Source organism: Amycolatopsis acidiphila, assembly GCF_021391495.1.
In the GTDB taxonomy this organism is placed as follows: Bacteria; Actinomycetota; Actinomycetes; order Mycobacteriales; family Pseudonocardiaceae; genus Amycolatopsis_E; species Amycolatopsis_E acidiphila.
In genome coordinates, this window is sequence record NZ_CP090063.1 from 1,570,736 (window position 1) to 1,596,739 (window position 26,004).

27 protein-coding genes are annotated in these 26,004 nt (G+C 70.6%); 16 read left to right on the top strand and 11 right to left on the bottom strand.

Annotation, left to right across the window (positions count from 1 at the left end):
* The first annotated feature begins 89 nt into the window (after positions 1–89).
* Both LWP59_RS07680 and LWP59_RS07685 read left to right on the top strand, forming a co-directional pair.
* On the top strand, positions 90–866 hold the full coding sequence (locus tag LWP59_RS07680; RefSeq protein WP_144638977.1) for a crotonase/enoyl-CoA hydratase family protein: 777 nt from the start codon (positions 90–92) through the stop codon (positions 864–866).
* A 269-nt stretch (positions 867–1,135) separates the two neighbouring features.
* A complete protein-coding gene (locus tag LWP59_RS07685; RefSeq protein WP_144638979.1) occupies positions 1,136–1,744 on the top strand; it encodes an Rv1733c family protein in 609 nt (202 codons plus the stop codon).
* Positions 1,745–1,760: 16 nt separating this feature from the next.
* Here the strand turns inward: LWP59_RS07685 and LWP59_RS07690 are convergent, their stop codons facing one another.
* The 3 genes from LWP59_RS07690 to LWP59_RS07700 are packed head-to-tail and all read right to left on the bottom strand — an operon-like array spanning position 1,761 to position 4,314.
* Positions 1,761–2,387, bottom strand: a complete 627-nt coding sequence (locus LWP59_RS07690; protein ID WP_144638981.1) for an alpha-ketoglutarate-dependent dioxygenase AlkB — start codon at positions 2,385–2,387, stop codon at positions 1,761–1,763.
* 37 nt (positions 2,388–2,424) lie between these two features.
* Positions 2,425–3,291, bottom strand: coding sequence for an LLM class flavin-dependent oxidoreductase (locus LWP59_RS07695; RefSeq protein WP_144638982.1), 867 nt, complete (start codon positions 3,289–3,291; stop codon positions 2,425–2,427).
* Positions 3,292–3,294: 3 nt separating this feature from the next.
* Entirely contained in the window at positions 3,295–4,314 is a 1,020-nt protein-coding gene (locus LWP59_RS07700) for an aldo/keto reductase (RefSeq protein ID WP_144638983.1), read from the bottom strand.
* 123 nt (positions 4,315–4,437) lie between these two features.
* On the opposite strand from LWP59_RS07700, the gene LWP59_RS07705 reads away from it, so the two are divergent.
* From LWP59_RS07705 to LWP59_RS07715, 3 genes are all read left to right on the top strand, one after another.
* Entirely contained in the window at positions 4,438–5,025 is a 588-nt protein-coding gene (locus LWP59_RS07705) for a TetR/AcrR family transcriptional regulator (protein ID WP_144638985.1), read from the top strand.
* A 258-nt stretch (positions 5,026–5,283) separates the two neighbouring features.
* Entirely contained in the window at positions 5,284–6,654 is a 1,371-nt protein-coding gene (locus LWP59_RS07710; protein WP_144638986.1) for an FAD-binding oxidoreductase, read from the top strand.
* Between the two features lie 41 nt (positions 6,655–6,695).
* Complete coding sequence (locus tag LWP59_RS07715; protein ID WP_144638988.1) at positions 6,696–8,123, top strand: LCP family protein; 1,428 nt, start codon at positions 6,696–6,698, stop codon at positions 8,121–8,123.
* A 93-nt stretch (positions 8,124–8,216) separates the two neighbouring features.
* Here the strand turns inward: LWP59_RS07715 and LWP59_RS07720 are convergent, their stop codons facing one another.
* On the bottom strand, positions 8,217–8,936 hold the full coding sequence (locus LWP59_RS07720) for an IclR family transcriptional regulator (RefSeq protein WP_186383258.1): 720 nt from the start codon (positions 8,934–8,936) through the stop codon (positions 8,217–8,219).
* A gap of 141 nt (positions 8,937–9,077) precedes the next feature.
* Here LWP59_RS07720 and leuC point away from each other — a divergent pair, with 141 nt between their 5' ends.
* The 3 genes from leuC to LWP59_RS07735 all read left to right on the top strand — a co-directional run bounded on the left by leuC (position 9,078) and on the right by LWP59_RS07735 (position 11,989).
* Positions 9,078–10,508 carry a 3-isopropylmalate dehydratase large subunit gene (leuC, locus tag LWP59_RS07725; protein WP_144638990.1) on the top strand — a complete coding sequence of 477 codons (1,431 nt, stop codon included), beginning with the start codon at positions 9,078–9,080 and terminating at the stop codon, positions 10,506–10,508.
* A gap of 43 nt (positions 10,509–10,551) precedes the next feature.
* Entirely contained in the window at positions 10,552–11,154 is a 603-nt protein-coding gene (leuD, locus tag LWP59_RS07730) for a 3-isopropylmalate dehydratase small subunit (protein ID WP_144638991.1), read from the top strand.
* A 217-nt stretch (positions 11,155–11,371) separates the two neighbouring features.
* Entirely contained in the window at positions 11,372–11,989 is a 618-nt protein-coding gene (locus LWP59_RS07735) for an HU family DNA-binding protein (RefSeq protein WP_144638993.1), read from the top strand.
* Between the two features lie 310 nt (positions 11,990–12,299).
* Here LWP59_RS07735 and LWP59_RS07740 read toward each other — a convergent pair whose 3' ends face one another.
* The 3 genes from LWP59_RS07740 to cofC all read right to left on the bottom strand — a co-directional run bounded on the left by LWP59_RS07740 (position 12,300) and on the right by cofC (position 16,137).
* On the bottom strand, positions 12,300–13,223 hold the full coding sequence (locus tag LWP59_RS07740) for an NUDIX hydrolase (protein WP_229857349.1): 924 nt from the start codon (positions 13,221–13,223) through the stop codon (positions 12,300–12,302).
* A gap of 2 nt (positions 13,224–13,225) precedes the next feature.
* Positions 13,226–15,412 carry an RNA degradosome polyphosphate kinase gene (locus LWP59_RS07745; RefSeq protein WP_144638995.1) on the bottom strand — a complete coding sequence of 729 codons (2,187 nt, stop codon included), beginning with the start codon at positions 15,410–15,412 and terminating at the stop codon, positions 13,226–13,228.
* A 104-nt stretch (positions 15,413–15,516) separates the two neighbouring features.
* Positions 15,517–16,137, bottom strand: coding sequence for a 2-phospho-L-lactate guanylyltransferase (cofC, locus tag LWP59_RS07750; protein WP_144638997.1), 621 nt, complete (start codon positions 16,135–16,137; stop codon positions 15,517–15,519).
* Between the two features lie 66 nt (positions 16,138–16,203).
* Here cofC and LWP59_RS07755 point away from each other — a divergent pair, with 66 nt between their 5' ends.
* The 3 genes from LWP59_RS07755 (at position 16,204) to LWP59_RS07765 (ending at position 18,518) form a co-directional block, all read left to right on the top strand.
* Complete coding sequence (locus tag LWP59_RS07755; protein WP_144638998.1) at positions 16,204–16,911, top strand: lysophospholipid acyltransferase family protein; 708 nt, start codon at positions 16,204–16,206, stop codon at positions 16,909–16,911.
* Positions 16,911–17,921, top strand: a complete 1,011-nt coding sequence (locus LWP59_RS07760) for an NAD(P)H-dependent glycerol-3-phosphate dehydrogenase (RefSeq protein WP_144638999.1) — start codon at positions 16,911–16,913, stop codon at positions 17,919–17,921. The genes LWP59_RS07755 and LWP59_RS07760 overlap by 1 nt, the downstream gene beginning before the upstream one ends.
* A gap of 132 nt (positions 17,922–18,053) precedes the next feature.
* Positions 18,054–18,518, top strand: coding sequence for a cysteine dioxygenase (locus tag LWP59_RS07765; protein ID WP_144639000.1), 465 nt, complete (start codon positions 18,054–18,056; stop codon positions 18,516–18,518).
* Here LWP59_RS07765 and LWP59_RS07770 read toward each other — a convergent pair.
* Positions 18,496–19,152, bottom strand: coding sequence for a pyridoxamine 5'-phosphate oxidase family protein (locus LWP59_RS07770; RefSeq protein ID WP_144639001.1), 657 nt, complete (start codon positions 19,150–19,152; stop codon positions 18,496–18,498). The genes LWP59_RS07765 and LWP59_RS07770 overlap by 23 nt on opposite strands.
* Positions 19,153–19,223: 71 nt before the next feature.
* Between LWP59_RS07770 and pdxR the strand changes: the two genes are divergently transcribed.
* Both pdxR and LWP59_RS07780 read left to right on the top strand, forming a co-directional pair.
* A complete protein-coding gene (gene pdxR, locus LWP59_RS07775) occupies positions 19,224–20,594 on the top strand; it encodes a MocR-like pyridoxine biosynthesis transcription factor PdxR (protein WP_144639002.1) in 1,371 nt (456 codons plus the stop codon).
* Positions 20,595–20,630: 36 nt separating this feature from the next.
* Positions 20,631–21,719 carry a D-alanine--D-alanine ligase family protein gene (locus LWP59_RS07780; RefSeq protein ID WP_144639003.1) on the top strand — a complete coding sequence of 363 codons (1,089 nt, stop codon included), beginning with the start codon at positions 20,631–20,633 and terminating at the stop codon, positions 21,717–21,719.
* Between the two features lie 148 nt (positions 21,720–21,867).
* Here LWP59_RS07780 and LWP59_RS07785 read toward each other — a convergent pair whose 3' ends face one another.
* Positions 21,868–22,407 carry a DUF3515 domain-containing protein gene (locus tag LWP59_RS07785; RefSeq protein WP_144639004.1) on the bottom strand — a complete coding sequence of 180 codons (540 nt, stop codon included), beginning with the start codon at positions 22,405–22,407 and terminating at the stop codon, positions 21,868–21,870.
* A gap of 2 nt (positions 22,408–22,409) precedes the next feature.
* On the bottom strand, positions 22,410–22,643 hold the full coding sequence (locus LWP59_RS07790) for an Lrp/AsnC ligand binding domain-containing protein (protein ID WP_144639005.1): 234 nt from the start codon (positions 22,641–22,643) through the stop codon (positions 22,410–22,412).
* A 116-nt stretch (positions 22,644–22,759) separates the two neighbouring features.
* Here LWP59_RS07790 and LWP59_RS07795 point away from each other — a divergent pair, with 116 nt between their 5' ends.
* Positions 22,760–23,728 (top strand): thiamine-phosphate kinase, encoded by a 969-nt coding sequence (locus LWP59_RS07795; RefSeq protein WP_186383259.1) that lies wholly within the window; start codon positions 22,760–22,762, stop codon positions 23,726–23,728.
* 17 nt (positions 23,729–23,745) lie between these two features.
* Positions 23,746–24,216, top strand: a complete 471-nt coding sequence (locus tag LWP59_RS07800) for a GNAT family N-acetyltransferase (protein WP_144639008.1) — start codon at positions 23,746–23,748, stop codon at positions 24,214–24,216.
* On the opposite strand, the gene LWP59_RS07805 is transcribed toward LWP59_RS07800, so the two are convergent.
* Positions 24,203–25,369: a glycoside hydrolase family 27 protein gene (locus tag LWP59_RS07805; RefSeq protein WP_144639010.1), complete on the bottom strand. Its 1,167-nt coding sequence runs from the start codon at positions 25,367–25,369 to the stop codon at positions 24,203–24,205. The genes LWP59_RS07800 and LWP59_RS07805 overlap by 14 nt on opposite strands.
* Positions 25,370–25,419: 50 nt before the next feature.
* Between LWP59_RS07805 and LWP59_RS07810 the strand changes: the two genes are divergently transcribed.
* The gene (locus tag LWP59_RS07810; RefSeq protein WP_144639012.1) at positions 25,420–25,941 is read left to right on the top strand and encodes a gamma carbonic anhydrase family protein; all 522 of its coding nucleotides are present in this window, start codon (positions 25,420–25,422) and stop codon (positions 25,939–25,941) included.
* The last annotated feature ends 63 nt before the right edge of the window (positions 25,942–26,004 follow it).

Below are 26,004 nucleotides of genomic sequence, written 5' to 3' on the forward strand. Positions count from 1 at the left end.
CAATTGCAAGCCGGTCCTGCCTCTTCCATCGGGAGTACCCGGTCCTGGGCGAGCCTGGAAAAGCGGCGCCGGCTGCTAGGGTCGCCGACATGAGCGAGGCGGTGCGCGTCGAGCGCCGGGGTCCGGTGTCCACGGTGATCCTGCATCGCCCCGAGGCCCGCAACGCCGTCGACGGACCCACGGCGGCCGCGCTGGTCCGCGCCTTCGAGGAGTTCGACGCCGACGGCGACGCGTCGGTCGCCGTGCTCTGGGGCGAGGGCGGCACGTTCTGCGCGGGTGCCGATCTCAAGGCGTTCGGCACCGAGCGGATGAACCGGCTCGCCGCGGACGGCCCCGGTCCGATGGGGCCGACGCGGCTGCGGCTCGGCAAGCCCGTCATCGCCGCCGTCGCAGGTCACGCGGTCGCGGGTGGTCTCGAGCTGGCTCTGTGGTGCGATCTGAGGGTGGCCGCCGAGGACGCGGTCTTCGGCGTGTTCTGCCGCCGCTGGGGAGTGCCGCTGATCGACGGCGGCACGGTCCGGCTGCCCCGGCTCATCGGCACCAGCCAGGCCATGGACCTGGTGCTCACCGGCAGGCCCGTCGAGGCGGCCGAGGCGTTGCGGATGGGGCTGGCGAACCGCGTCGTGCCTGCCGGGCAGGAGCGGGCCGCGGCCGAGGAGCTCGCCGCCGGAATCGCCCGGTTCCCGCAGACCTGCCTGCGCAACGACAGGCTGTCGCTGCTGGCGCAGCACGGGCGCACCGAGGAGGAAGCGCTTTCCGTGGAATGGCGGTACGGAATGGTGTCCGCCGAGTCCGACGCGGGCGCGGGAGCGGGTCGTTTCGCGGCCGGCGCCGGCCGCGGCGGATCATTCGCGGATATCGACTAGCTCATCTGTTCGAAACAAGCTGACGGCTGGCGCTGGTCACTTTCCGTCACGGAAACCAGGCATGCTTTCGGACGATGTCGTCACGGCCCGTGTCCGTGCCAGCATGGGCCGAGTGAGTGATCTTTCCCGCGCGGGCACGGCAAACCGTGGTTGTGATCGGCCGCTCAAAGCGGTCTGGGTCTCGTTCGCGAGCCAATTCGGGTACCGGCGCGGCAAACTGGGTATTGCCAAGTGTGTTCGCTCGTAACTGGGAAAGGGGGACTCCGACCGTGAACGGACCATTCGGGCGTTTCGCTCGATTCTGGCGCCGTATCCACCTTGGTCGTAATCCGTTGGCCAGACGCTCCGACCGGGTCGAGGCGGGGTTGTTGATCGTCGTCGTCCTTGGCCTGCTGATCGCGCTTCCGCTCGCCGCGCTCGTCGGTTCCAACACCTATCGCGGCCAGCTCGCCGTTTCGGCCGAGCAGCGGACTTCGCGTCACCTCACCACCGCGACCCTCATGGAGGACGCGCCGACACCCGTGCCCGCCACCGACGGCGCGTACCTCAGCGCCGGCAGCGGTTCGGCCGGGGTGTCCGCCCGCTGGGCGCTGCCCGGCGGTGCCGAGCGCGTCGGCACCGTGACCGCCGACCCCGGCGCCACCGCCGGCACGCAGGTTCCGGTGTGGCTCTCCGGTGCGGGGGATCCCGTCCCGGCGCCGATGACGCCGTCCGACGCGGCCACCACGAGTGTTCTCGCCGGCGTCTTCGCTTGGCTGGTGATCGCGCTGGGGCTCACCGCGGTGTACTGGACGGCGCGACTGGTGCTGGACCGTCGCCGTGCCGTCCGCTGGGACCGCGAATGGCTGTACGCCGGGGATCGCTGGGCTCGCTCCTGACCGAAGCCCGGCGGGGTCAGCGGACCCCGCGTGGCCGGAACTGAATACTGATCCGCGGCCCGACCGGCTTGCCTGTCTTGGGGATGGCGTGTTCCCAGGTGCGCTGGCACGAGCCGCCCATGACGATCAGATCGCCGGGCCCGAGGGCCTGGCGAACGGTCTGCCCGCCGCCGCGGGGCCGCAGCAGCAGGCTCCGCGGGGCGCCGACCGACAGGATCGCCACCATGGTGTCCTCCGTCGAGCCGCGGCCGATCGTGTCGCCGTGCCACGCCACGCTGTCGCGCCCGTCGCGATACAGGCACAGGCCCGCGGTGCGGAACGGCTCGCCCAGCTCGTCCGCGTAGTGCTCGCTCAGCGCCGAACGCGCCTCGGTGAGCAAGGGATCGGGCAGCTCGTCGGCCTCGCCGTAGAAGCAGAGCAGGCGCGGCACGTCGACGACCCGGTCGTACATCCGGCGTCGCTCGGCGTGCCACGGCACGTGCTCCACCAGGTGTTCGAACAGCGTGTCCGCCCCGGCGAGCCAGTCGGGCAGGACGTCGATCCACGCTCCGTCGCCCAGCGGCGTACGCCGTAGTGCCGACAGCGGCCGGAGCGCGGCCTCCTCGGTCTCCCCGAACAGGGAACCTTGCAGTCCCATGGTCATAGCGGGAAGTCTACACGCACTTCGAACACCTGTTCGCCTAACGAGAGATCGACGCGGCGATCAGCTCGTCGGCGACCCACTGCGCGACGTCGGCGGGGTAGGGCGCCGGCAGTCCGAGGACGAGGTGCTGGAAACCGGCGTCGATCGCCTGGCTGATCGCGTCCTTCGTGCCGCCGGGCTGGTCGTAGGCGACCGCGAGGTGGATCGAGCGGGTGACCGAGGCGGGGTCGCGGCCGATCTCCGTGCAGTAGCGGTCCAGCAAAGCGTTGCGCTGCACGACGTCCTCGATGTCGCCGCCGGGGATGTTCCACAGGTCGGCGTGCTCGGCGGTCACGCGCAGCACGGCGGCCGAGCGGCCGCCGATGATGATCGGCGGGTGCGGCCGCTGGACCGGCTTCGGGTTGCCGAAGGCGCCGGTGAGCTGCACGTACTCGCCCTGGAAGTCGAACGGCTCGGGCTCGGTCCACAACCGCCGGATCACCGTGCACGCCTCGGCCAGGCTTCCCACGGCATACGCGGAGTCGTGGAAGGGCAGGCCGTGTGCTTCGTACTCGCGCCGGGCCAGCGGGTGGCTGGGGCGGGAACCCGCGCCGATGCCGAAGTCGAGCCGTCCGCCGGAGACGATGTCGACGGTCGTGGCGATCTTGGCCAGCATCGCGGGCGGCCGGAAGCGGTTGCTGGTCACCAGCAGGCCGAGGCGTAACCGCCGGGTCTGCGCGGCGAGGGCGGAGAGCAGTGTCCAGCCTTCGTAGGCGGGTCCGGCCGGGTCGCCGCCGATCGGCATGAGGTGGTCGAACAGCCACGCGTGCTCGATCTCCGGGATCGTGTCGGCTTCCCGCCAGACCCGCAGGATGTCGTGGTAGTGGACCTGCATGGGGGCTGTCGCGATGCCGAAGCTGGGCATGGGTCAGCGCCTCCGCAGTGCCGGGTCGAGCAGTGCGGGCGGGGTGTCGTGTTTCTCGTGTGCGGCGAGGTCGACGCCGGGAGGGACGATCGAGTCGATCGCGTCGAGCACGTCGGCGGAGAGCACGGTGTCCGCAGCGGCGAGCTGCGAGTGCAGGTGATCCATGGTGCGAGGACCGATGATCGCGCTCGTCACGGCGGGATGCGCGGTGACGAAGCCGAGGGCGAGCTGAATCATCGTCAGGCCGGCGTCGTCGGCGACCTTGGCCAGTTGCTCGACGGCGTCGAGTTTGGCCCGGTTGGCGGGAATGGTGGTGTCGAAGCGTTCCGGCAGGACTGTCGAGCGGTTGGTGGTGATCTCCCTGCCCTCGCGGATCGCGCCCGACAGCCAGCCCGAGGCCAACGGACTCCACGCCAGCACGCCGAGGCCGTACTGCTCGGTCACGGGCAGCACGTGGGCCTCGATCGCGCGCTGCAGGATCGAGTAGCCGGGCTGTTCGGTGACGTAGCGGCCCAGGTGGTTCTCCCGGGCGGCCCACTGGGCTTGCACGATGCGGTACGCGGGAAACGTCGAGGAGCCGAAGTAGCGGATCTTCCCCGCGCGCTGCAGGTCGGTCAGCGCCGACAGCGTTTCCTCGTCGCTGGTCGCCGGGTCCCACCGGTGGATCTGGTAGAGATCGACGTGCTCGACGCCCAGCCGGCGCAGGCTGTTGTCCAGCGCGGTGACCAGCCAGCGGCGGGAACTGCCCTGGTGGTTGCGTTCCTCGTCCATCGGCAGGGTCGCCTTCGTCGCGAGCACGATGTCGTCGCGGCGGCCGGCGATGGCCCTGCCGACCATTTCCTCCGACTCGCCCTGGCTGTATCTGTCGGCGGTGTCGATGAGGTTGATCCCGGCCGCCAGCGCGGCGTCCACGATGGCGGTGGCCTCGTCCTGGGTGGTGCGCCCGTTGCTGCCGAAGTTCATCGCGCCGAGCACGAGGGTGCTGACCTGTACGCCGGTGCGGCCCAAGGTGCGGTACTGCATGACTGTCCCTCCAGAGGTGGGGTGGTTCCGGCCCGGTTGTTCTGGCATCCTGGACAAACGGATCCGTGTTCCGGTACCTAACATACGGAACACGGTTCCGTTTGCCAAGTGATGGAGGTGGCAGTGGCCGAGACCGACAGCGGATCGGGGTCGTCAGCCCCGCGGAAGCGGGCCGACGCCCGGCGCAACGAGCAGCGGCTGCTGGACGTGGCGGCCGCGGCGTTCGTCGCTTCCGGCGTCGAAGTGCCGGTGCGTGAAATCGCCGCCAAGGCAGGCGTCGGCGTCGGCACGATCTACCGCCACTTCCCGACGCGAGCCGACCTCATCGTCGCCGTCTACCGGCGCCAGGTCGAGGCATGCGCGGAGGCCGGCCCGAGACTGCTGGCGGAAAGCAGCACACCGCACGCGGCCCTGGCGCGCTGGATCAACCTCTTCGTCGACTTCGTGGTCACCAAGCACGGCCTCGCCGGGGCGCTGCAGTCCGGTGACGCGGCCTTCGAGACTCTGCACACCTTTTTCCTCGACCGGCTCGTGCCGGCGTGCGCGCAGCTGCTCGACGCCGCGGCCGAGGCGGGCGAGATCCAGCCTGACGTGGACGCCTACGAACTGCTGCGTGGGGTCGGAAATCTCTGTATCGGCGCGGAGAACAACTCCCGCTACGACGCGCGTCGCCTGGTCGGACTTCTCATCGCGGGACTGCGCGTTCACTAGGCAGCTCCACGCGCGCTGGATTTACGAGGACATGGCGGGAGTCCGTGGACCGAGGAGTACTCGCCGGAGTCGTTCCGGTCCGTGGTGCGGCTTTTCCGTGCCACGGTCGAGCACACGCCCTCACTCCGTTTCCCTTGCGGGAAAGAATCATGGACAGGACCGCTGCCTGGGTACCGGATCACCCACCGTCCACAGGGGAAGCTCGTGAGGACTTCCTGCTCTAGAACCGGCGGCGGCGCTTGGTGTGTGCTGGCTCACATGACCGCTTCGAGCATCGACAGGTTACGCGAACAGGTTCGCGGTGTGGTGATCACTCGCGACGACGAGAGGTACGACGAGGCGCGAAGAGTGCACAACGCCATGATCGACCGCCGGCCGCGGGTGGTCGTCCGTCCCGCCAACGCCGGTGACGTCATGGCCACGGTGAATTTCGCGCGCGACAACGACCTCGAGCTCGCGATCCGCGGCGGCGGACACAGCGTGCCAGGATTCGGCACGTGCGACGACGGGGTGGTCGTGGACTTCTCGTCGATGCGGGGCGTCCGGGTCGATCCCGCGAGCCGCACCGCGCGCGCCGAAGGAGGCGCCACGTGGGCCGACTTCAACGCGGCGACGCACGCCTTCGGCCTCGCCACGACCGGCGGCATCATCTCGACCACGGGCGTCTCCGGTCTCACCCTCGGGGGTGGGATCGGCTATCTGGCCCGCGGTGCCGGGCTTTCCTGCGACAACCTCATCGCCGCGGACGTGGTCACCGCCGACGGCCGGTTCCTCGTCGCGAACGAGCACGAGAACGAGGACCTGTTCTGGGCGCTGCGCGGCGGTGGCGGGAACTTCGGCGTCGTCGTGTCGTTCGAGTTCCAGCTGCAGCCGGTCGCCCAGATCTACGGCGGGCCGATGCTGTTCGAGCTCGACGCGGCCGCGGACCTGCTGGGCTTCTACCGTGAGTTCATCGCGGACGCACCCGAGCAGTTCGGCGGTTTCCCGGCGTTCCAGATCGCGCCGCCGCTGCCGTTCATCCCGGAGAACCGCCACGGCGAGCCGTTCGCGTTGTTCGTTTCGTGCTGGTCCGGTCCGGTGGAGGAGGGCGAGCAGGCGCTCAAACCGTTGCGGGACGTGGCGCCCGTGGTCGCCGAGCACGTCGGCCCGATGCCCTACCCGGCGCTGAACGCAGCCTTCGACGGCCTCGTGCCACCGGGACTGCAGCACTACTGGAAGGCGAACTTCGTCACCGAGCTGACCGATGACGCGATCGCCGCGCACCTGGAGCACGGCCCGAAACTGCCCGCGGTCAACTCGACCGTGCACATCTATCCCATCAACGGCGCCTGCCACCGGGTCGGCTCCGACGAGACCGCCTTCGCCTACCGCGATGCGAACTTCGCCACGGTCATCGCCGGCATGTGGCCCGATCCGGCGGAGAACGACGCGAACGTGCAGTGGGTGCGCGACTACTACGCCGCCACGGCGCCGTATTCGGAGGAAGGCGGCTACATCAACTTCATGGCCGGAGACGACCAGGACCGCATCCGCGCCAACTACCGGGGCAACTACGACCGGCTCGTCGAGGTCAAGAAACGGTACGACCCGGACAATCTGTTCCACCTGAACCAGAACATCAAGCCGTAGCTTCACGGTATCCGCATACTGCCGGTGCTTTGCTGATCCGGATGAGCAAGTCCCGATCCGTCAGCGTCACCGGCAGGACCGCGGTGGCGCTGGTGTCCCTCCTGGTGTTCGGTGCCACCTGGCTGGGCTGGTCCCAGGTGAACCGGCTGACCAGCGGACTGTCCACGGCCGACGTGCTCGACCCCGGCGCGACGGGCACGACGGGGGAACAGAACATCCTGCTCGTCGGTCTGGACACCCGGACCGACGCGCAGGGCGACCCCCTGCCCGCGGACCTGTTGGACCAGCTGCACGCCGGGAACGCGAGCGACGGTGGCGACAACACGGACACGATGATCCTCATCCACATCCCCGCCGGCGGCGCGAACGCCGTCGCCTTCTCGATCCCGCGCGACTCCTACGTCCAGCTCGCCGGTGGCTACGGCAAGCACAAGATCAATTCCGCGTACACCTACGCGCAGGTTGCCGCCGGGAACAAGCTGCGGGCGCAGGGAGTGAGCGGTGCGCAGCTGAACGTCCAGGCGGCGCAGGCGGGGGCGAAGAACGCGATCCAGACCGTCGAGCAGCTGACCGGCCTGACCGTGAACCACTTCGCGTCGGTGAACCTGGTCGGGTTCTACGACATCAGCGAGGCGATCGGCGGCGTGCCGGTGTGCCTCAACGCGCCCGTGCACGACTCCTACTCCGGCGCGAACTTCCCGGCGGGCGAGCAGACGATCTCCGGTTCGCAGGCGCTCGCCTTCGTGCGCCAGCGGCACGGGCTGCCGAACGGGGACCTCGACCGGATCCGGCGGCAGCAGGCGTTCATGGCGAGCATGGCGCACACCGTGCTGTCTGCGGGCACGCTCACCGACCCGACGAAACTGGGCAACCTGATCGACGCGGTGAAGAAGACCGTCACGATCGACCAGGGCTGGGACGTGTTCTCCTTCGCGCAGCAGCTGCAGAGCATGAGCTCCGGGAAGATCCGCTTCCAGACCATCCCGGTGGGCGATCCCGACCTCAAGACAGCGGACGGGGACTCGGTGCAGGTCGACCCCGCGCAGGTCCGGTCGGCCATCCAGCAGGCGATCGGCGGTCCGGCACCGTCCACAGTGGTGCCCACCGCGGCTGTACGGACGAGCGCGGGCGTGGTCGTCGACGTGGAGAACGCGAGCGGCGCGGACGGGCTCGCGGCCCGGGTGTCACAGCAGCTGGGTGGGCTCGGGTTCACGACCGGTGCCGTGGCCAACGTCCCGGCCCGGCGCACCACGGTCGTCGACTACGCGGCAGGGGAGCGGACGGAAGCCGAGCAGGTGGCGCAGTTCCTCGGCAGGGGCGTCCGCGCGGTCGCCGACTCGGCGTTGCACAGCGGTCACGTGCGGGTCTACCTCGGCACGGACTACCAGGGGCAGGAAAGCCCGGCACCGGCGCCGCCCTCGAGCGCGGCGCCGGCGATCACCGCGGGCGGTGCGAACTGCGTCAACTAGCGTCCACTGTGGTCCAGGAACGCCGGGAGCGCGGCACAAGATGCGGAGCTACCGGGCACGCCGGGCCTGACACCTTGTGGTGCGCGCCTTCCTTCAGAGCCGTTCCTGCAGGGCCTCCGCCGCCGCGAGGAGGTCCGCCGCCCAGCGGGCGCCCGGTTTGCGGCCGATCCGTTCCACCGGCCCGGACACCGACACCGCCGCGATGACCGCGCCCGCGGAATCCCGTACGGGAGCCGAAACGCTCGCTACTCCTGGCTCCCGCTCGGCGACGCTTTGTGCCCACCCCCGCCTGCGGACCTCGAGCAGGGTCCGTTCCCCGAACACCGCGTCCGCCAGGATCGCGCGCTGGGTATGCGGATCCGACCACGCGGCCAGCACCTTCGCCCCGGAGCCCGCCGTCATCTGCAGCCGCGAGCCGATCGGGACGGTGTCGCGCAGCCCGCTCGTCGGCTCGGAAGTCGCGACGCAGATGCGCTGCACGCCGTCCCGCCGGTAGAGCTGAACGCTTTCCCCCGTGATGTCCCGGAGCTTCGGCAGCACCGAGCCGGCGGCGTCGAGCAGTGGATCCGTGGTGCCACCGGCGAGTTCGGCGAGCGCCGCGCCGGGGCGCCACCGGCCGTCGGGGCCACGGCGCAACAACCGGTGGACCTCGAGGCCGACGGCGAGCCGATGCGCGGTCGCCCGCGGCAGACCGGTGCGGGCGCACAGTTCGGCGAGCCCGCACGGATCCTCGGCGACGGCCTGCAGTACCGCCACGGCCTTGTCGAGAACACCAATACCGCTGTGCTGGTTGGAAGGGCTATGCTGTCCCACGAAGCGATACTAACTTCCCGAACTCTGGGAAGTCCACTATATGGGACACATCGAACTCGAGCTGCGGTCCTGCGCGGCTCGAAGAGCGGGCCGAAGATCGAGTTCCTTTGCTCCCAACCAAGCTCTTTGGGAGGAGCGCAGATGACCGGCACACGGCCCCGCACACTGGCCGAGAAGGTCTGGGAGGCGCACACGGTGCGCCGCGGCGAAGGCGCGGAGCCCGACCTGCTCTACATCGACCTGCACCTGGTGCACGAAGTCACCAGCCCGCAGGCGTTCGACGGGCTGCGGCTGGCCGGCCGCAAGGTCCGCAGGCCGGACCTCACGATCGCGACCGAGGACCACAACGTCCCCACCGTCGACATCGAGCTGCCGATCGCCGACCCGGTGTCGAAGACCCAGGTCGACACCCTTCGCAGCAACTGCAAGGAGTTCGGCATCCGGCTGCACCCCATGGGTGACGCGGAGCAGGGGATCGTGCACGTCATCGGCCCGCAGCTCGGCCTGACCCAGCCCGGGACGACCGTGGTCTGCGGCGACAGCCACACCTCCACCCACGGCGCGTTCGGCGCGATGGCCTTCGGCATCGGCACCTCCGAGGTCGAGCACGTGCTCGCCACCCAGACCCTGCCGCTGCGTCCTTTCAAGACCATGGCGATCAACGTCGACGGGCAGCTGCGCCCCGGCGTGACGGCGAAGGACGTCATCCTCGCGGTCATCGCGAAGATCGGCACCGGCGGCGGTCAGGGCTACGTCCTGGAGTACCGGGGCAGTGCGATCCAGGCGCTGTCGATGGAGGCCAGGATGACCATCTGCAACATGTCCATCGAGGCGGGCGCCCGCGCCGGCATGATCGCGCCGGACGAGACCACCTACGCCTACCTCAAGGGCCGCCCGCACGCGCCGAAGGGCGCCGACTGGGACGCCGCGGTGGCGAACTGGAACGAGCTGCGCACCGACGAGGGCGCGGAGTTCGACGCCGAGGTGCACCTCGACGCCGACGCGCTGACCCCGTTCGTCACCTGGGGCACCAACCCCGGCCAGGGCCTTCCGCTGGGCGAAAAGGTGCCGGACCCCGAAGCCATCGCGGACGAGAACGAGCGCTTCGCCGCGGAGAAGGCCCTGTCCTATATGGACCTGAAGCCGGGCACCCCGCTGCGGGAGATCACCGTCGACACCGTGTTCCTCGGCTCCTGCACCAACGGCCGGATCGAGGACCTGCGGGCCGCCGCGGACGTGCTGCAGGGCCGCAAGGTGGCCGAGAACGTGCGGATGCTCGTCGTGCCCGGCTCGATGCGGGTGCGCAAGGCGGCCGAAGCGGAGGGGCTGGACAAGGTCTTCCTCGACGCCGGCGCCGAGTGGCGCCAGGCGGGCTGCTCGATGTGCCTGGGCATGAACCCGGACCAGCTCGCCCCCGGCGAGCGCAGCGCCTCCACCTCGAACCGCAACTTCGAGGGCCGGCAGGGCAAGGGGGGCCGCACCCACCTCGTCTCGCCGCTCGTGGCGGCCGCCACCGCCGTTCGCGGCACCCTCTCCAGCCCGGAGGACCTGCTCGCCGGGTCCGACCACTAGCGGGCAGACCTGATCCGAACGACGAAGGAGTACCGAACCCACCATGGAGCCGTTCAAGACCCACACCGGCGTCGGGGTCCCGCTGCGCCGGTCCAACGTGGACACTGACCAGATCATCCCCGCCGTCTACCTCAAGCGCGTCAGCCGCACCGGTTTCGAGGACGGGCTGTTCGCCGCCTGGCGCTCTGACGAGCACTTCATCCTCAACTCCGAGCCGTTCAAGTCCGGCAGCGTGCTGGTCGCCGGGCCGGACTTCGGCACCGGATCCTCGCGCGAACACGCTGTCTGGGCACTGCTGGACTACGGGTTCCGGGTCGTCATCTCGGCCCGGTTCGCCGACATCTTCCGCGGCAACTCCGGCAAGGGGGGCCTGCTGGCCGCCCAGTGCGAGCAGATGGACGTCGAACAGCTGTGGAAGATCCTCGAGAACGACCCCGGCACGGAGGTCTCGGTGGACCTCGAGGAGAAGACCGTGCGGGCCAAGGACTTCGTCGCGAGCTTCTCGATCGACGACTACACCCGCTGGCGGCTGCTCGAGGGACTCGATGACATCGCTCTCACCCTGCGCCACGCCGAGGAGATCGACACCTTCGAGTCGCAGCGTCCCAACTGGAAGCCGGTGACCCTGCCCGAGGTCGCCTACTGAGCACAGATTCCCTGCTCAGCAAGGGAATCGAATACTCGCCACACGACGCCGAACGGCGCGCGGAAGCCCCCTCGGGGGTCGCTCGGAGGGCGGAAAGCACCTCCCGAGCCAGAAAAAATTCCGCGCGCCGTTTGGAATTTCCGGGGGATTGGTAATACCGTGTGCGCAAGTCGGCCGAAGTGGCCGTGTGACAAGTAGTTCTTCATGGAGGACTGGAATGGCCAACAAGGCCCAGCTGATCGAGGCGCTCTCCGAGCGTTTGGGCGACAAGAAGGTTGCGTCGGAGGCCGTCGACGGTCTCGTCGACATCATCATCCGTACGGTCAACAAGGGCGAGAAGGTGAACATCACCGGCTTCGGTGTGTTCGAGAAGCGTGCCCGTGCCGCCCGTACCGCGCGCAACCCGCGGACCGGTGAGACCGTGCGCGTCAAGAAGACCAACGTGCCCGCCTTCCGCGCGGGAACCACGTTCAAGGACGTCATCAGCGGTGCGAAGAAGCTGCCGAAGGCCACCGCGGTCAAGCGCGCGACCTCCACGAGCAGCCGCAGCACCGGCACCACCGCTTCGCGGTCCACCACCACGCGTGCCACCGGCACCCGTGCGACGACCGGCCGCAGCACCGCGACCCGGCCCACCGCCACGCGCAGCACCACCACGCGCACGCGCGCCGCCGCGGCCACCAAGACGGCTGCTGCCCCGAAGACCGCGGCCAAGTCCACCACGGCCAAGAAGACGACCGCTGCCAAGGCGGCGCCGAAGGCCGCGGCCAGGACCACCGCGAGCAAGACCACCGCGGCGAAGAAGACCACCACTTCGCGCGCCAAGAAGAAGTAGTAGTAGCCCGTTCACTCGAACGGCTTCCCGGCAGGGCCCCCGCGAATCCTTCGCGGGGGCCCTGCGGCATTCCAGGGCACTCGCCGGGTCGGGGTGGGGTCGGCCTACCTCAGCTGCGCATTCGCCCGCTCAGGCCCGTTCTGAGGCTTCTACGGCCCGGATCACCGGCGCCCCGCTACGGGCCGATCGGACGGGGATCCCGTTTCCGCCGCGGTGCGGACAAGCCCCGGGAGGCCGAGTGCGGCTTTCCCGAAATGGCCTCCCGGGCCCTTTCCGCCCGGGCCGGGAACACCAATACGAATACGCCCACTCAAGATCGGGCGGGCAGCGGATGAGGCAATGCGGTCGGGTAGTAGTCCGCCGCCGCCAGCCGCGGTCCGCCATTCGATTCGGCGACGCGGAACGACAGCACCCACACCGAACCCTTCTTACTCGGCGTACCGCCGCCCTTGCCCGTCGGCAGTGCCACGCCCGCCTGTGCGGCCAGCGCGGACACGACCCCCGGGATCACCCCGCCCTGGCTGCACACCACCGGAGTTCCGCCGCCCGCGGCGATCGCCAGCAGCCGCGAAAGCCCACGCGCCGGGTCGCCCCAGTAGTCTTCCTCGGCCAGCAGCGGCTCCTGCGCGACCTCCACGCCGAGATCCTCCGCGATCCCCCGCACCGTCTGCACGCACCGCAGTCGCGGCGCCGAGAACACCCGATCCACTCCGAACAGCGGCGCGAGCCTCCGGACGGCTTCGGCCTGCTTCCACCCCGCGGGCGAAAGCGGCCGCAGATCGTCGTCACCGCTCCAGTCCGAGCGCTTGCCCGCCTTGGCATGCCGCACCAGCAGCAGGGTGCTCAGCGACGCCGGCAGGGCCGTGAACGCGCGCAGCACGTCGACGTCCGTCTCGTAGCTCAGCGCCGACGCGGCTTCCGCCGGTGGCAGCCAACGCAGCGAGTCGACCTCTTCGTTGGGCGTGAAGGCCCCGTCCGCGGCCGCCGCGCTGTAGTACTCGACGACCTTGTCCCCGGCCGGCACCTGGTACCGCACGGTGCGCAGACGACGGCCGAGGATCGCGCGGAAGCCCGTCTCCTCGCCGATCTCGCGCACCGCCGCGGCGGGCGGCGTCTCACCGGGATCGAGCTTTCCCTTGGGCAGCGACCAATCGTCGTACCGCGGCCGGTGCGCGACGGCGACTTCAACGCCGTCCCCCCGGTCACGCCACAGCACTGCCCCCGCGGCGGAGATCGTCACCCGTTGGCCCCGTGCTTCTTGAGCAGCTCGACCTGGTGGTCGCGGACGTTGGAACCCTCGGTGGGGAACGGCGACCACTCGCCGGTCGAGGTGAGGACCCAGCAGCGGGTGGCCGGGTCGAGCGCCGAGTCGAGCACCTCGCCCAGCTGTGCGGTCAGCTTCGGATCCTTCACGCACACCAGCGCCTCGATCCGGCGGTCGAGGTTGCGGTGCATCATGTCCGCGCTGCCGATCCAGTACGTGCCGCCGCCGCGGAAGTGGAAGATCCGGGAGTGCTCCAGGAACCGGCCCAGGATCGAGCGGACGGTGATGTTGTCGCTCAGCCCCGGCACCTGCGGCTTCAGAGCACAGATCCCGCGGACGACCACCTGCACCGGCACGCCCTGCTGCGATGCGCGGTACAGCGCGTCGATGACCTGCTCGTCCACGAGCGAGTTGCACTTGATGCGGATGCCGGCGGGCTTGCCGGCGTGCGCGTGCTCGATCTCCTCCCCGATGAGCCGCAGGATGCCGCGGCGGATGCCGTTGGGGGAGGTGAGGATGTTGCGGTAGGTCTCCTGCCGCGAGTACCCGGTGAGCACGTTGAACAGGTCCGTCAGGTCCGCGCCGATGGCCGGGTCCGCCGTCAGCAGGCCCAGGTCCTCGTACAGCCGGGCCGTTTTCGGGTTGTAGTTGCCGGTGCCGATGTGGCAGTAGCGCCGCAGCGTCGAACCTTCCTGGCGCACCACCATCGCGACCTTGCAGTGGGTCTTCAGTCCGACGAGCCCGTACACCACGTGCACGCCGGCGCGTTCCAGCGTGCGTGCCCAGGTGATGTTGGCTTCCTCGTCGAAGCGCGCCTTGATCTCCACGAGCGCCACGACCTGCTTGCCCGCCTCGGCGGCGTCGATGAGCGCGTTGACGATCGGGGAGTCGCCGGAGGTGCGGTAGAGCGTCTGCTTGATCGCCAGCACCTTGTCGTCCGCGGCCGCCTGCTCGATGAAACGTTGCACGCTGGTGGAGAACGAGTCGTACGGGTGGTGCACCAGCACGTCGCCCTCGCGCAGGGTGGCGAACACGCTCTTCGGCGTCTCACGCTCCGCGAACGCCGGATGGGTCGCCGGGACGAAAGGGCGGTCCTTCAGTTCCTTGCGGTCCAAACTGGACAACTGGAGCAGGCAGGTCAGATCGAGCAGGCCGGGCACCTCGACCACGTCGTGCGGGTCGACCTCCAGCTCGCGCAGCAGCAGGTCGAGCATGTGCTCGCTCATGTCCTGCGCGACCTCCAGCCGGACCGGCGGCCCGAACCGCCGCTGCGCCAGCTCGCGTTCGAGGGCCTGCAGCAGGTCCTCGTCGCGGTCCTCCTCGACCTCGAAGTCGGCGTTGCGGGTGACCCGGAACACGTGGTGCTCGGTCACCTCCATGCCCGTGAACAGCTCGCCCAGATGCGCGGCGATGAGCTCCTCCAGCGGCAGGAACGTCGCGATGCGGCTCTCCCGCAGCGGTTCCACCCGGATCAGCCGCGGCACGTTGTTCGGCACCTTCACCCGCGCGAACCGCTCGGTGCCCTCCTCCGGGTCCCGCACCGTGACGGCGAGGTTGAGCGACAGCCCGGAGATGTAGGGGAAGGGGTGTGCGGGGTCGACGGCGAGCGGGGTGAGCACGGGGAAGATCTGCTCGCTGAAGTAGTTCGACAGCCGCAGCTGGTCCGCCGGGTCGAGGTCCGCCCAGCCGACGAGGTGGATGTCGTGCTCGGCGAGCTCCGGGCGCACCCGCTCCTCGAAGGCCAGCGTGTGCCGCTCGACGAGGTCCTGGTTGCGCTTGGCGATGTAGGCCAGCTGCTCGCGCGGGGTGAGGCCGTCGGCGCTGCGCACGGGCAGCCCGGTCTCGTCGCGCCGCTTCAGCCCGGCCACCCGGACCATGTAGAACTCGTCCAAATTGGACGCGAAGATGGCCAGGAACTTGGCCCGCTCGAGCAGCGGCTGGGACTCGTCCTCGGCGAGCGCGAGCACTCTGGCGTTGAAGTCCTGCCAGGACAGTTCCCGGTTGAAGTAGCGGTCGTCGGGCAGTGACTCGGCCGTGGCGGCGGGCACCGGCGCCGTCACCGCGGGGGGCGCCGAAGGCACGGCGCGGAACTGCACGGACCTGCTCTCGTCGGTGGCGGGTGCGGTGGTGTCCGGGGTGCTGCTCTCGTCGCTGCTCACACCCGCATTGTTCCTCACTTCGGCGCGGTTTGCCGCTACGCCGATCGCCGCATTCAGCACCGCGGCCGTGATCTTCAGAAGTTGACCCAGCGGCCGCGCGATGTTCACGCGGCCGTCCCCTCGTACAGCAGTGCCGCGGTGCGCTTCCCCAGCCCCAGCTCGCCCGCGTGCGCCAGGTCGGCGGCGGTGTCCACGTCGCGGCGGAGGCTCGGTGCGGCGAGGCCCAGCGCGATCGCGCCGGTTTCGTTGTGCGCCCGGGCAGAGCCCGGCCCGAAGCGCGGTTCCAGTGCGGCGCCGGGGGCGGACAGCAGCAGTGTCGTACCGGTGCCTTCCCAGTCGGCGACGAACGCGCGGCGGCCCGCCGCCTCGGCGATCGCGGCCGCCAGGTCCGCCGGGTGCAGCGCGGGGAGGTCGGCCTGCAGCGCGCCGACGACGGCGTCCGGATCGTCGGCGCGCAGGAGCGCTTCGCCGCGGCGCAGGGCGGCGTTGAGGTCGCCGGCGCCGTCCTCGCCGACGATCTCGGCGCCGAACGCCGTCAGCGGCGCGACGGCGGCCGGATCGGTGGCGACCACGAGCACGCGGCGGACGACCCCGGCCGTGGCGGCGAGCGTGTCCGACGCCAGTGCCAGCACCAACGCCGGGTGCAGGCCGTCGTCGACCGCGCCGCGCAGCCTGGACTTGCCAAGCCGCGGCGGCTTCATCGGCACGATCAGATCCACGGGCACGTTTCCATCTTTCCCCAACCCGCCCCCTAGGATCAGCCGGTAGCAGCAGACACCACAGGAGGAGTCTTGGCCGGTCGTGAGAAGGGCGGGTTCTGGGTCGGAACCGCCGCCGCCCTGTTCTATCCCGTCACCTACCTTGGCCGGCGCGTCTACCGGGGAGGGGAGCGTATCCCGCGTGAGGGCGGCGCCCTGCTGGTGATGAACCACGTCTCCCACATGGACCCCGCCGTGGACGCCGTGTTCGTGCACCGCCAGAAGCGGGTGCCCCGGTTCCTCGGCAAGGACAGCCTCGCCACCACCCCGGTGTTCGGGAAGATCTTCCTCGGCGCCGGCAGCATCCCGGTCTACCGCGGGTCGAGCAACGCGGGCGACAGCCTGCGGGCCGCGTACCAGGCGCTGCGCGACGGCAAGGTCGTCGTGATCTACCCCGAGGGCACCATCACCAAGGACCCCAACGGCTGGCCGAAGCGCTCCTACACCGGCGTCGCGCGGCTCGCGCTCGGCACCGACGCCCCGGTGATCCCGATCGCCCGCTGGGGCACGAACGAGATCCTCGACTTCTACCGGAAGAAGATCCGCTTCTTCCCGCGCAAGACGATCACGCACTCCGTCGGCGAGCCGATCGACCTCTCGGCGTACCGCGGCAAGGAGCCGAGCGCCCCGGTGCTGCGCGAGGTGACCGAGCTGCTGATGGACAGGGTGACCGACCTGCTGGCCGAAATCCGCGGTGAGCAGCCCCCGGTGAAGAAGCCGGAGCCGGCGGACGGCGACTGATGGACGTCCAGCGCATCACCGTCCTCGGCGCGGGGTCGTGGGGCACGGCCTTCGCGAAGGTCCTCGCCGACGCCGGCCGCGATGTCACGGTGTGGGCCCGGCGCGCGGAGGTAGCCGGGGAGATCCGCGACGGGCACGGCAACGGCAGCTACCTGCCGGGCGTGCGGCTGCCGGACAACCTCACCGCGACAGCGGATCCCACGCAGGCGCTGGTCGGCGCCGACGCCGTCGTGCTGGCGGTGCCGAGCCAGAGCCTGCGCGCGAACCTCACCGGCTGGCGCGGGCTCCTGCCCTCCGACGCGATCCTGGTGAGCCTCGCCAAGGGTGTCGAACTGGGCACGCTCAAGCGGATGAGCCAGGTGATCGCGGAGATCTCCGGCGCGCCGGAGGACGAGATCGTCGTGGTGTCCGGGCCCAACCTCGCCCGCGAGATCGCCCAGGAGCAGCCCGCCGCGGCCGTGCTGGCGTGCACGGACCACGAGCGCGCGGTCGCGATCCAGCGGGCGACGTCGAACGCCTACTTCCGGCCGTACACCAACACCGACGTGATCGGCTGCGAGCTCGGCGGGGCGTGCAAGAACGTGATCGCGCTCAGCTGCGGCATGGCCGCGGGCATGGGCTACGGCGCGAACACGACGGCCACCCTCATCACCCGCGGGCTGGCCGAGATGGTGCGGCTGGGCACGAAACTCGGTGCCGACCCGCTGACCTTCGCGGGCCTCGCGGGCGTCGGCGACCTGGTGGCGACCTGCTCGTCACCGTTGTCGCGCAACCGCACCTTCGGCGAGCGGCTGGGCCACGGCGAGACGGTCGAGCAGGCGCAGAACGCCGCCGGGGGACAGGTCGCCGAGGGCGTCATGTCGTGCTCATCGATCCGCGCGCTGGCCCAGACCAACGGCGTTGACATGCCACTGACCGACGCGATGCACCGGGTCTGCCACGAGGGCCTCGACCCGCGCCGCGCGGGTGCGGAGCTGCTCGGCAGGCAGAACAAGCACGAGTGGTCCTGATTTCACCAAGTGGGATCGGGTTGACCTGACCGGTTCGTCCTGGTTCCCTGGTCGGCATGTTCGCGCTGTGTTCCTGTCGCTGATCCGCCCCAGCGACCCCTTTTCCTTCTCTGCATCGAGGACACAGCACTCATGTTCGCCGTTCCGGACAACACCGTCGCCGTGGCCGAAAGGCCCGGCCTGCGCCATCCCGTGCGCGTCGCACTGGAGTACGCCGCGGCCCGCGACCGCTGGCGCGACCTGCTCCGCTACGACCCCGACCAGCGCTTCTCCACCCGCATCACGGCCGGCCCCGACGAAGAGGTGTGGCTGATGGGCTGGCTTCCCGGCCAGCACACGGATCTGCACGACCACGCGCGGTCCACCGGCGCCTTCACGATTGTCAGCGGCAGGCTGACCGAGACCGTCGCCCGCGGCACGGCGACGGAGCTGAACGTGCTGAGCGCCGGCCAGTCCCGCGTGTTCGGCCCCGGCTACGTGCACCAGGTTCGCAACGACGGGCCCGACCCGGCGATCAGCATCCACGTCTACCGCGCCGGCGGCCGCGCGATGCGGCCGTACCACCTCGACCCGGTCAGCGGTCCCGTCCGCGACTGACGTGCGCCGGGACCGGCGACCCCGCGGGCACGTAGTCCGCGGGAACCGGGGCGCCGAAGGTGGTCCGGACCGGCACGACACCGGCCCAGACGTGCTGGGAGTCCAGGTCTTCGGGCTCCTCGCCCGGTCCGCCCGCGCGTGCCTTCACCGATGCCTCGTCCAGGCCGAGCGACAGCACGGCGACCGAGGCGAACTCCTTGGCGTTGACCTCACGCGCGTGCTCCCACGAGCCGGGCGCGAGATGGTCGGTGACGACCCTGAGCCCGTGCATCTTCTCCTCGGCGTCCTCGACGAGCCGCGCACGCCCGTGCACGACCGCACTGCGGTAGTTCATCGAGTGGTTGTTCAGCGAGCGCGCGTAGACGATGGCGTCCAGCAGCGTCACCGTTATGCAGACGTCGATCCCCGTCGCCGCCGCGCGCAGGTTGCCCGCGCCGGTCGAACCGTGGAAGTACAGAGTGTCGCCGTCGCGGCCGTAGCCGGTCGGCAGCACGACGGGGGAGCCGTTCAGCACGAGCCCGAGGTGGCAGACGAGACCTTCGTCGAGCACGTCGTAGAGCGCCTGGCGATCGGTCGCGGCCCGGTCCTTCTTCCGGTTCAGCGTGCTGCGGGGAGTGGGCGAGAGCGTCGTCATGCTGTCAGCTTGCCCCGAGGAGTGGCACTATAGAATAGCCACTATTGGCACATTTGAAAGGTCCACTTCTCGTGACGCACTCCGGAACGGCGCTGCCGGTGACCCTCGACCGCGAGTCCGCCGTCCCGCTGGCGGTGCAGCTCGCCGACGCGCTGCGCGAGTCGGCGTCGAGCGGGCACCTGCGTGGCGGCGACCGGTTGCCGTCGACGCGGGCGCTGGCCGAACGGCTCGGCGTCAGCCGGACCGTGACTTCCGCCGCGTACGAACAGCTGCACGCCGAGGGCTGGATCGCCGGGCGGCACGGCTCGGGCACCTACGTGACCACCTCGCCGCCCAGCGACCGGCCCGTCCATCGCACGGTACCCGGTGAGCAGCACGAACCCGACGGAATTCTCGACCTGACCCCGGGTACGCCGTGGGCCGCCGGGCTGGACCGGGCGGCGTGGCGGCGGGCGTGGCGGGCTGCCGCCGACGCGCCCCCGCTGTCCCGCGCGCACCGCGCCGGGTTGCCGGACTACCGCGCGGCGATCGCCGAACACCTGCTGCGCCACCGCGGACTCGCCGTGGGCACGGATTTCGTGCTCGCGACCGGCGGCACGACGGCGGCCGTCGTCGAGCTGGCCGGTGCCATCTTCTCCGCGGGAGACCTGGTCGCGGTCGAGGAACCTGGTTACCAGCGGGCGGTGCAGGCGTTGCGGTCGGCCGGGGTGCGGGTGGCCGGGGTGCCCGTCGACGACGAGGGCCTGCGGCCGGACGCGATCCCCGCCGGTGCTCGTGCCGTCTACTGCTCGCCTGCGCACCAGTACCCGATGGGCAGCCGGATGAGCGCGGCGCGCCGGGTGGACCTCGTCGAGCGGGCGCGGCGCGAGAACATGCTGGTGATCGAGGACGACTACGACGGCGAGCTGCGCTTCGACGTGGCGCCGCTGCCGTTGCTCGCCGCGCTCGCGCCGGACGTGGTCGCGCATCTGGGCACGACGAGCAAGATCCTCACGCCGACGCTGGGCGCGGGCTGGATGGTCGCGCCGCCTGCGGTCACCTCGACCGTGCTGGCCTATCGCGACCGGACCGGCACCCGGCCCTCGCCCGCCGGCCAGCGCGTGCTGATCGAGCTGGCGCGACACGGTGATCTGGGACGGCACCTGCGGAAACTGCGGCGTGAGCTGTCCGAGCGGCGGATGCTGCTCGTGGCCGCGCTGCGCGAGGGAAACGTGCCGGTGGTCGGCGACGAGGCTGGCGCGCACCTGGTGGTCCCGTTCGCATCGGCCGCGGTCGAACACGAGCGGCTGCGCGCGGCGGAGCGGCGCGGCATCCAGCTCGACGGCCTCGCGCGGCACTTCGCGGGCACGCCCACCGCCTTCGGCGCGGCGATCGGGTACGCGGGCTGTTCCCGCGAGGCCCTGCGTGAAGCACTCGGGTCGCTGGTCGAATTACTGCGCTGAGCCTCTGGCGGCAAGCGCCCGGTAGGGTGACGACCCATGACTACTGGGAAGACGCGGGTAGCCGTGGTGTTCGGCGGCCGCAGCACCGAGCACACGATTTCCTGTGTCTCCGCAGGCAGTGTGCTGGCGAGCCTCGACCCGGAGCGGTTCGAGGTCGTGCCGATCGGGATCACGCAGGAGGGCGGCTGGGTGCTCGGCACGTCCGACCCGGCGACCCTCGAAATCCGTGGCAGCGAGCTGCCCACCGTCGACGAGACCGGCCAGGCGCTGGTACTCGCCGGCGACCCGACCCATCGCGAGCTGGTCAGCCTCGACTCGGGCGCGGCCGCGCTCGGCGGGGTGGACGTCGTGTTCCCGGTCCTGCACGGCGCGTTCGGCGAGGACGGCACCATCCAGGGCCTGCTGGAGCTCGCGGGCATCCCGTACGTCGGGGCGGGTGTGCTCGCCAGCGCGGCGGCGATGGACAAGGAGTTCGCGAAGAAACTCCTTGCCGCGGAAGGACTTCCGGTCGGCACGTATGTCGCCCTGCGCCGCGGCGAGTCCACTTTGGACGAGACCGCGCGGGAGCGGCTGGGGCTGCCGGTGTTCGTCAAGCCCGCGCGTGCCGGGTCGTCGATCGGCATCAGCAAGGTGACCGACTGGGCGCAGCTCGACGAGGCCATCGCACTGGCGCGGCAGACCGATCCCAAGGTGCTCATCGAGGCCGCGGTGGCCGGCCGCGAGGTCGAGTGCGGCGTGCTCGAGTTCCCCGACGGGCGGGTCGAGGCCTCGCTGCCGGCCGAAATCCGGGTACTGGCGGAAAACTCCTGGTACGACTTCGAGACGAAGTACATCGGTGAGGACGCCGAACTGGACATCCCCGCCAAACTCGACGACGTCGTGACTGAGCGGCTGCGGGCGCAGGCCGTCCGCGCGTTCGGGGCGCTGGACTGCCAGGGCCTGGCGCGCGTGGACTTCTTCGTGGGGGAGAACGGCGAGCTGACGGTCAACGAGGTCAACACGATGCCCGGCTTCACGGCGACCTCGGCGTACCCGAAGATGTGGGCCGTGACGGGGATGGACTTCCGCACCCTGCTGACGACACTGGTGGAGACGGCTGTGGCCAGGGGTACCGGGCTGCGGTAGGGGTACCGGGTTGACCTCGCGCGGAGCGTGGGGTGGGTCGGCCGGGCGCGGCCATTTCGGCTGCCGTTGCCGGGTGCGCCCTGGGGGGTGGGCCGCCGCCATTTCGGCTGCCGTTGCCGGGTTCGCCCGGCGCGAGCCCGCCCTGCACCTAAAACCGCAGCGGCACCGGCTTCAGGGTCGCGGCCACGGTGTCCGAGACCTGCTGCAGCGGGCCGGTCCCGGCGGAATCCGGCACGGTCAGCCCGATGTAGACGTTCCGGTCGACCACGTACCACGTCGACGCGCCCTGGCCCTCCACCGGCAGCCACTGCACGCCCGACACCACCCGCAGCTGCGCGGTCTGCGTCAGCTCCGGCGGCCGGTCCAGTCCGCAGCGCAGGACGATCGCGTCGGGCGCGCCCCATGCCACGGTCGCGGGCGGGGCGGGCTCGGCGATCTCCCGCCGGTCCAGTGTGGCGCCGTTCGAGATGAGCTGCGCCGGCAGCGCCGGAACGAGCGTCGCGCATTCCGGCGAGTCCGCTTGGGACGCGGGCACCGGCACGAGTGCGAGCGGCCCGTTGTCGGGCTGGCCCGGCTGGCTGCGGTTGACGATGCTGAGCACGGCGACCCCGACGGCGAGCGCGACGGCCAGCACGGCGGCGAGAACGATGAGACGCCTGGGCGGGGCGCCGGACTGTAACTCGGGCACGGTCAGAGATGCACGACCGGACAGGTGAGCGTCCGGGTGATCCCGTCGACGCCTTGGACCTTGGCGACGACGAGCTGGCCGAGCTGGTCCACGGTGTCGGCCTCGGCGCGGACGATCACGTCGTACGGGCCCGTCACGTCCTCCGAGGTGGTGACGCCCGGGATCGCCGAGATCTCCGCAGCGACCGCGGCCGCCTTGCCGACTTCGGTCTGGATGAGGATGTATGCGTGGACCACGGCGCGCCCCTTCGTCTTCTACGTCGAACTCAAGGTAGGAACGTGGGAAGAACCTACCCCAACGGGGAGACGATAGGTGATCCGACTTTCCGACTTACGAGGGACGGAGCAGGCGAGTGTCGTCACACGACGTGCCGAACGGCGGCACGGTAGCCGAACTGGGTGAGTTCGGCCTCATCCGCGCCGTGACGGAGAACCGAAGACAGCCCGCGACCACTCTGCTCGGGCCGGGCGACGACGCCGCGGTCGTCGCCGCCGCGGACGGCCGCGTCGTGGCGAGCACCGACGTCCTCGTCCAGGGTGTGCACTTCCGGCTCGACTGGTCCACGCCGGAGCAGGTCGGGCGCAAGGCCGTCGCGGTGAACCTGGCCGACGTCGCGGCGATGGGCGCGGTGCCCACGTCGGTGCTCGTCGGCCTCGCCTGCCCGTCGGCGACCCCCGCCGAGGTGGTGAAGGGTCTCGCCGACGGCATGTGGGCGGAGGCGTCCGGCGCCGGCGCGGGGCTCGTCGGCGGTGACATGGTGCAAGCCGATCAGCTGGTTCTGAGCATCACCGCCTTGGGTGACCTGCGCGGGCGCCCACCGGTGACCCGCTCGGGTGCGCGTCCCGGTGACATCGTCGCCGTGTGCGGGCGGCTGGGCTGGGCGGCGGCCGGGCTCGCCGTGCTGCACCGCGGGTTCCGCTCGCCGGTCACCGTCGCGAACGCCCAGCGCTACCCCGAACCGGACTACGCCGCCGGTCCCAAGGCGGCCGAGGCAGGGGCGACAGCCATGATCGACATCTCCGACGGGCTGCTCGCCGACCTCGGGCACATCGCCGAGCTGTCGGAGGTCGGCATCGACATCCGGACCGGCCAGCTGGAGGTGCACCGCCGCCTGGTCGAGGTCGGTACGGCCCTCGGCGCCGACCCGCTGCGCTGGGTGCTGACCGGTGGTGAGGACCACGCGCTCGCGGCCACCTTCCCGCCCTTCGTGGAACTGCCCGAAGGCTGGCGGCGCATCGGAGCGGTCACCATGCCGGACTCCGGCGTGACTGTGGACGGTGAGCCGTACCACGAGGAAAGCGGTTGGGAACACTGGCGCTGACCGCATACCGTGCGGTTGTGGAGCTGCGTGTCACCCCCTACGACCACCCGGACGCCGTGAAGCTCGTCGACGGCGTCCAGCAGGAGTACGTCGTCCGCTACGGCGACCAGGACCTGACGCCCGTCGACCCGGCGGAGTTCGCGCTGCCGCACGGGTTGTTCCTCGTTGGGTACGACGACGGGGTACCGGTCGCCTGCGGCGGCTGGCGTGCGCACCCGGACGGGCTGGGGCCGGGCGAGGCCGAGATCAAGCGCATGTTCGTCGTGGAGTCCGCGCGGGGCAAGGGTTTCGCGCGAGTGATCCTGGCGGAGCTGGAACGCACGGCCGCGGTCGCCGGGCATCGGCGGCTCGTGCTGGAGACGGGTCTGAAGCAGCCCGAGGCGATCGCGCTGTACCGGTCGTCGGGGTACGCGGAGATCACGAAGTTCGGCTACTACCGCGAAGACGAGCTGAGCCTGTGCTTCGGCAAGGAGCTCACCGCGGGCTGAGCCGCAGCATCACGGCGGCGTGCGGCGGCACGTTCGCCCCCACCGTGCCGTCGCTGGTGCCGGTGTCCTTGTGCTGCCACAGATCCCGGACGCTCCAGTGCCCGCCCACCTGGGCCGAGATGTTCGCCGGGGTGCCGCCGCGGTTGAGCAGGACGAGCGCGTACCCGCCGTCCGACAACGGTTTCCCCCACACGTCGGTCGTCGCGGTGACCGCGAGCCGCCGGCCCTGGCTGCCGCCGAAGTCCTGGTCGACGGCGATCACCTCGTGGTTGAGCAACGTGCTCAGCGCGCTCGCGGACGGTTTCGTGCCGGAGAACAGCGGCGCGTTGAGGATCGCCCAGATGCTGAAGTGCGCGCGTTCCTCGTCGACGGTGAGCGAGCCGTCGCCGACCTGCAGCATGTCCGGGTCGTTCCAGGCGCCCGGGCTGCCCGTCGTCACCGCGGCCTGCTGTTCGATCGTGTCCGTGATCGACGACCAGTCCGGCGTCAGGTCGTTGGTGGTGCGCCACATGTTCGCGATCGCCCGGCCCCACAGCCAGGGCCGCTGCGCGCCGTACTCGGAGATCGAGTACAGGATCGGACGCGCGAGCCGCTGCAGCTCGTCGCGCATCTTCGCGAACGCGGCCTGCTCGTCGAGGCCGTCGTGGGTGTCGGCGTAGCACCAGTCGTACTTGAGGAAGTCCACGCCCCAGGCCTCGAACGTCTGCGCGTCCTGGCGTTCGTGCCCGAGCGAGCCGATCCCGGTGGCGGGGTAGCCGGAGTTGTACATCGCGCAGGTTCCGCTGCCGGGCACGGCGTAGATCCCGAACAGCAGCCCGCGCTGGTGGACGTACTCGGCGAGCGCGGCCATGCCGTGCGGGAACCGCGCCGGGTTCGGGCGCAGGGATCCGTCGGGCGCGCGGGTGTAGTCCTGCCAGCAGTCGTCGACCACGACGTAGCGGTAGCCCGCGTCCCGCATCCCGGTGCTGACCAGCGTGTCGGCGGCGTCGCGCACGACCTGTTCGTTCAGGCCGTCGCAGCCGACCTGGTTCCAGCTGTTCCAGCCCATCGGCGGGGTCGCGGCCAGGCCGTTTCGCAGGTCGTCGCCGGGTGCCGCAGGCCAGATGCAAGCAGCCGCGAGCGTCACGGCGGCGAGGACTATCCGGCCGAGCATGCCCGTGATCCAATCGCAGGCGAAGTGAGTTCACGGTGATTGGAGCCTTCGTGGCGATTTACGCGCTCGGCGACCGGGTGCCCCGGATCCATCCCGACGCCTACGTGCATCCGGACGCGACGGTGATCGGTGACGTGCGGATCGGGGCTTACGCGTCGGTGTGGCCGCAGACGGTACTGCGGGGCGACCACGGGTACATCGAGCTGGGGGAGCGGTCGAACATCCAGGACGGCTGCGTGGTGCACTGCACCGCCAAGGAGCCGACGATCCTCGGCCCGTCGTCGGCGGTCGGGCACGCGGTGCACGTCGAGGGCGCGAACATCGGGACCGGCTGCCTCATCGCGTCGGGCTCGGTGGTGCTCAACGGCACGGTGATCGAGGACGGCGCGATGGTCGGCGCGGGGGCGGTGCTGTCCTACCGGTCGCACGTGCCCTCGGGTCACATCGCGCTCGGCGTCCCGGCGAAGACGCGGCCGAACAAGTCCTTCGGGCCGGAGGCGATCCAGCGGGTGGTCGACGGGTATGTCGAGCGGGCGAAGCTGTTCCGCGCCGAGCTCCGGCGGATCGACTAGCAGAGGCCCGGTGTGCTCGTCGAGTACCTTGCACGCGTCGGGTGGGGTGGTGGCCACGATGCC

Bases quoted from the DNA above. Each gene is read 5' to 3' on its own strand.
- LWP59_RS07680 (WP_144638977.1), top strand. From the start codon at position 90: ATGAGCGAGGCGGTGCGCGTCGAGCGCCGGGGTCCGGTGTCCACGGTG.
- LWP59_RS07690 (WP_144638981.1), bottom strand. From the start codon at position 2,387: ATGACCATGGGACTGCAAGGTTCCCTGTTCGGGGAGACCGAGGAGGCC.
- LWP59_RS07695 (WP_144638982.1), bottom strand. From the start codon at position 3,291: ATGCCCAGCTTCGGCATCGCGACAGCCCCCATGCAGGTCCACTACCAC.
- LWP59_RS07700 (WP_144638983.1), bottom strand. From the start codon at position 4,314: ATGCAGTACCGCACCTTGGGCCGCACCGGCGTACAGGTCAGCACCCTC.
- LWP59_RS07710 (WP_144638986.1), top strand. From the start codon at position 5,284: ATGACCGCTTCGAGCATCGACAGGTTACGCGAACAGGTTCGCGGTGTG.
- LWP59_RS07715 (WP_144638988.1), top strand. From the start codon at position 6,696: ATGAGCAAGTCCCGATCCGTCAGCGTCACCGGCAGGACCGCGGTGGCG.
- leuC (WP_144638990.1), top strand. From the start codon at position 9,078: ATGACCGGCACACGGCCCCGCACACTGGCCGAGAAGGTCTGGGAGGCG.
- leuD (WP_144638991.1), top strand. From the start codon at position 10,552: ATGGAGCCGTTCAAGACCCACACCGGCGTCGGGGTCCCGCTGCGCCGG.
- LWP59_RS07735 (WP_144638993.1), top strand. From the start codon at position 11,372: ATGGCCAACAAGGCCCAGCTGATCGAGGCGCTCTCCGAGCGTTTGGGC.
- LWP59_RS07760 (WP_144638999.1), top strand. From the start codon at position 16,911: ATGGACGTCCAGCGCATCACCGTCCTCGGCGCGGGGTCGTGGGGCACG.
- LWP59_RS07765 (WP_144639000.1), top strand. From the start codon at position 18,054: ATGTTCGCCGTTCCGGACAACACCGTCGCCGTGGCCGAAAGGCCCGGC.
- LWP59_RS07770 (WP_144639001.1), bottom strand. From the start codon at position 19,152: ATGACGACGCTCTCGCCCACTCCCCGCAGCACGCTGAACCGGAAGAAG.
- LWP59_RS07780 (WP_144639003.1), top strand. From the start codon at position 20,631: ATGACTACTGGGAAGACGCGGGTAGCCGTGGTGTTCGGCGGCCGCAGC.
- LWP59_RS07805 (WP_144639010.1), bottom strand. From the start codon at position 25,369: ATGCTCGGCCGGATAGTCCTCGCCGCCGTGACGCTCGCGGCTGCTTGC.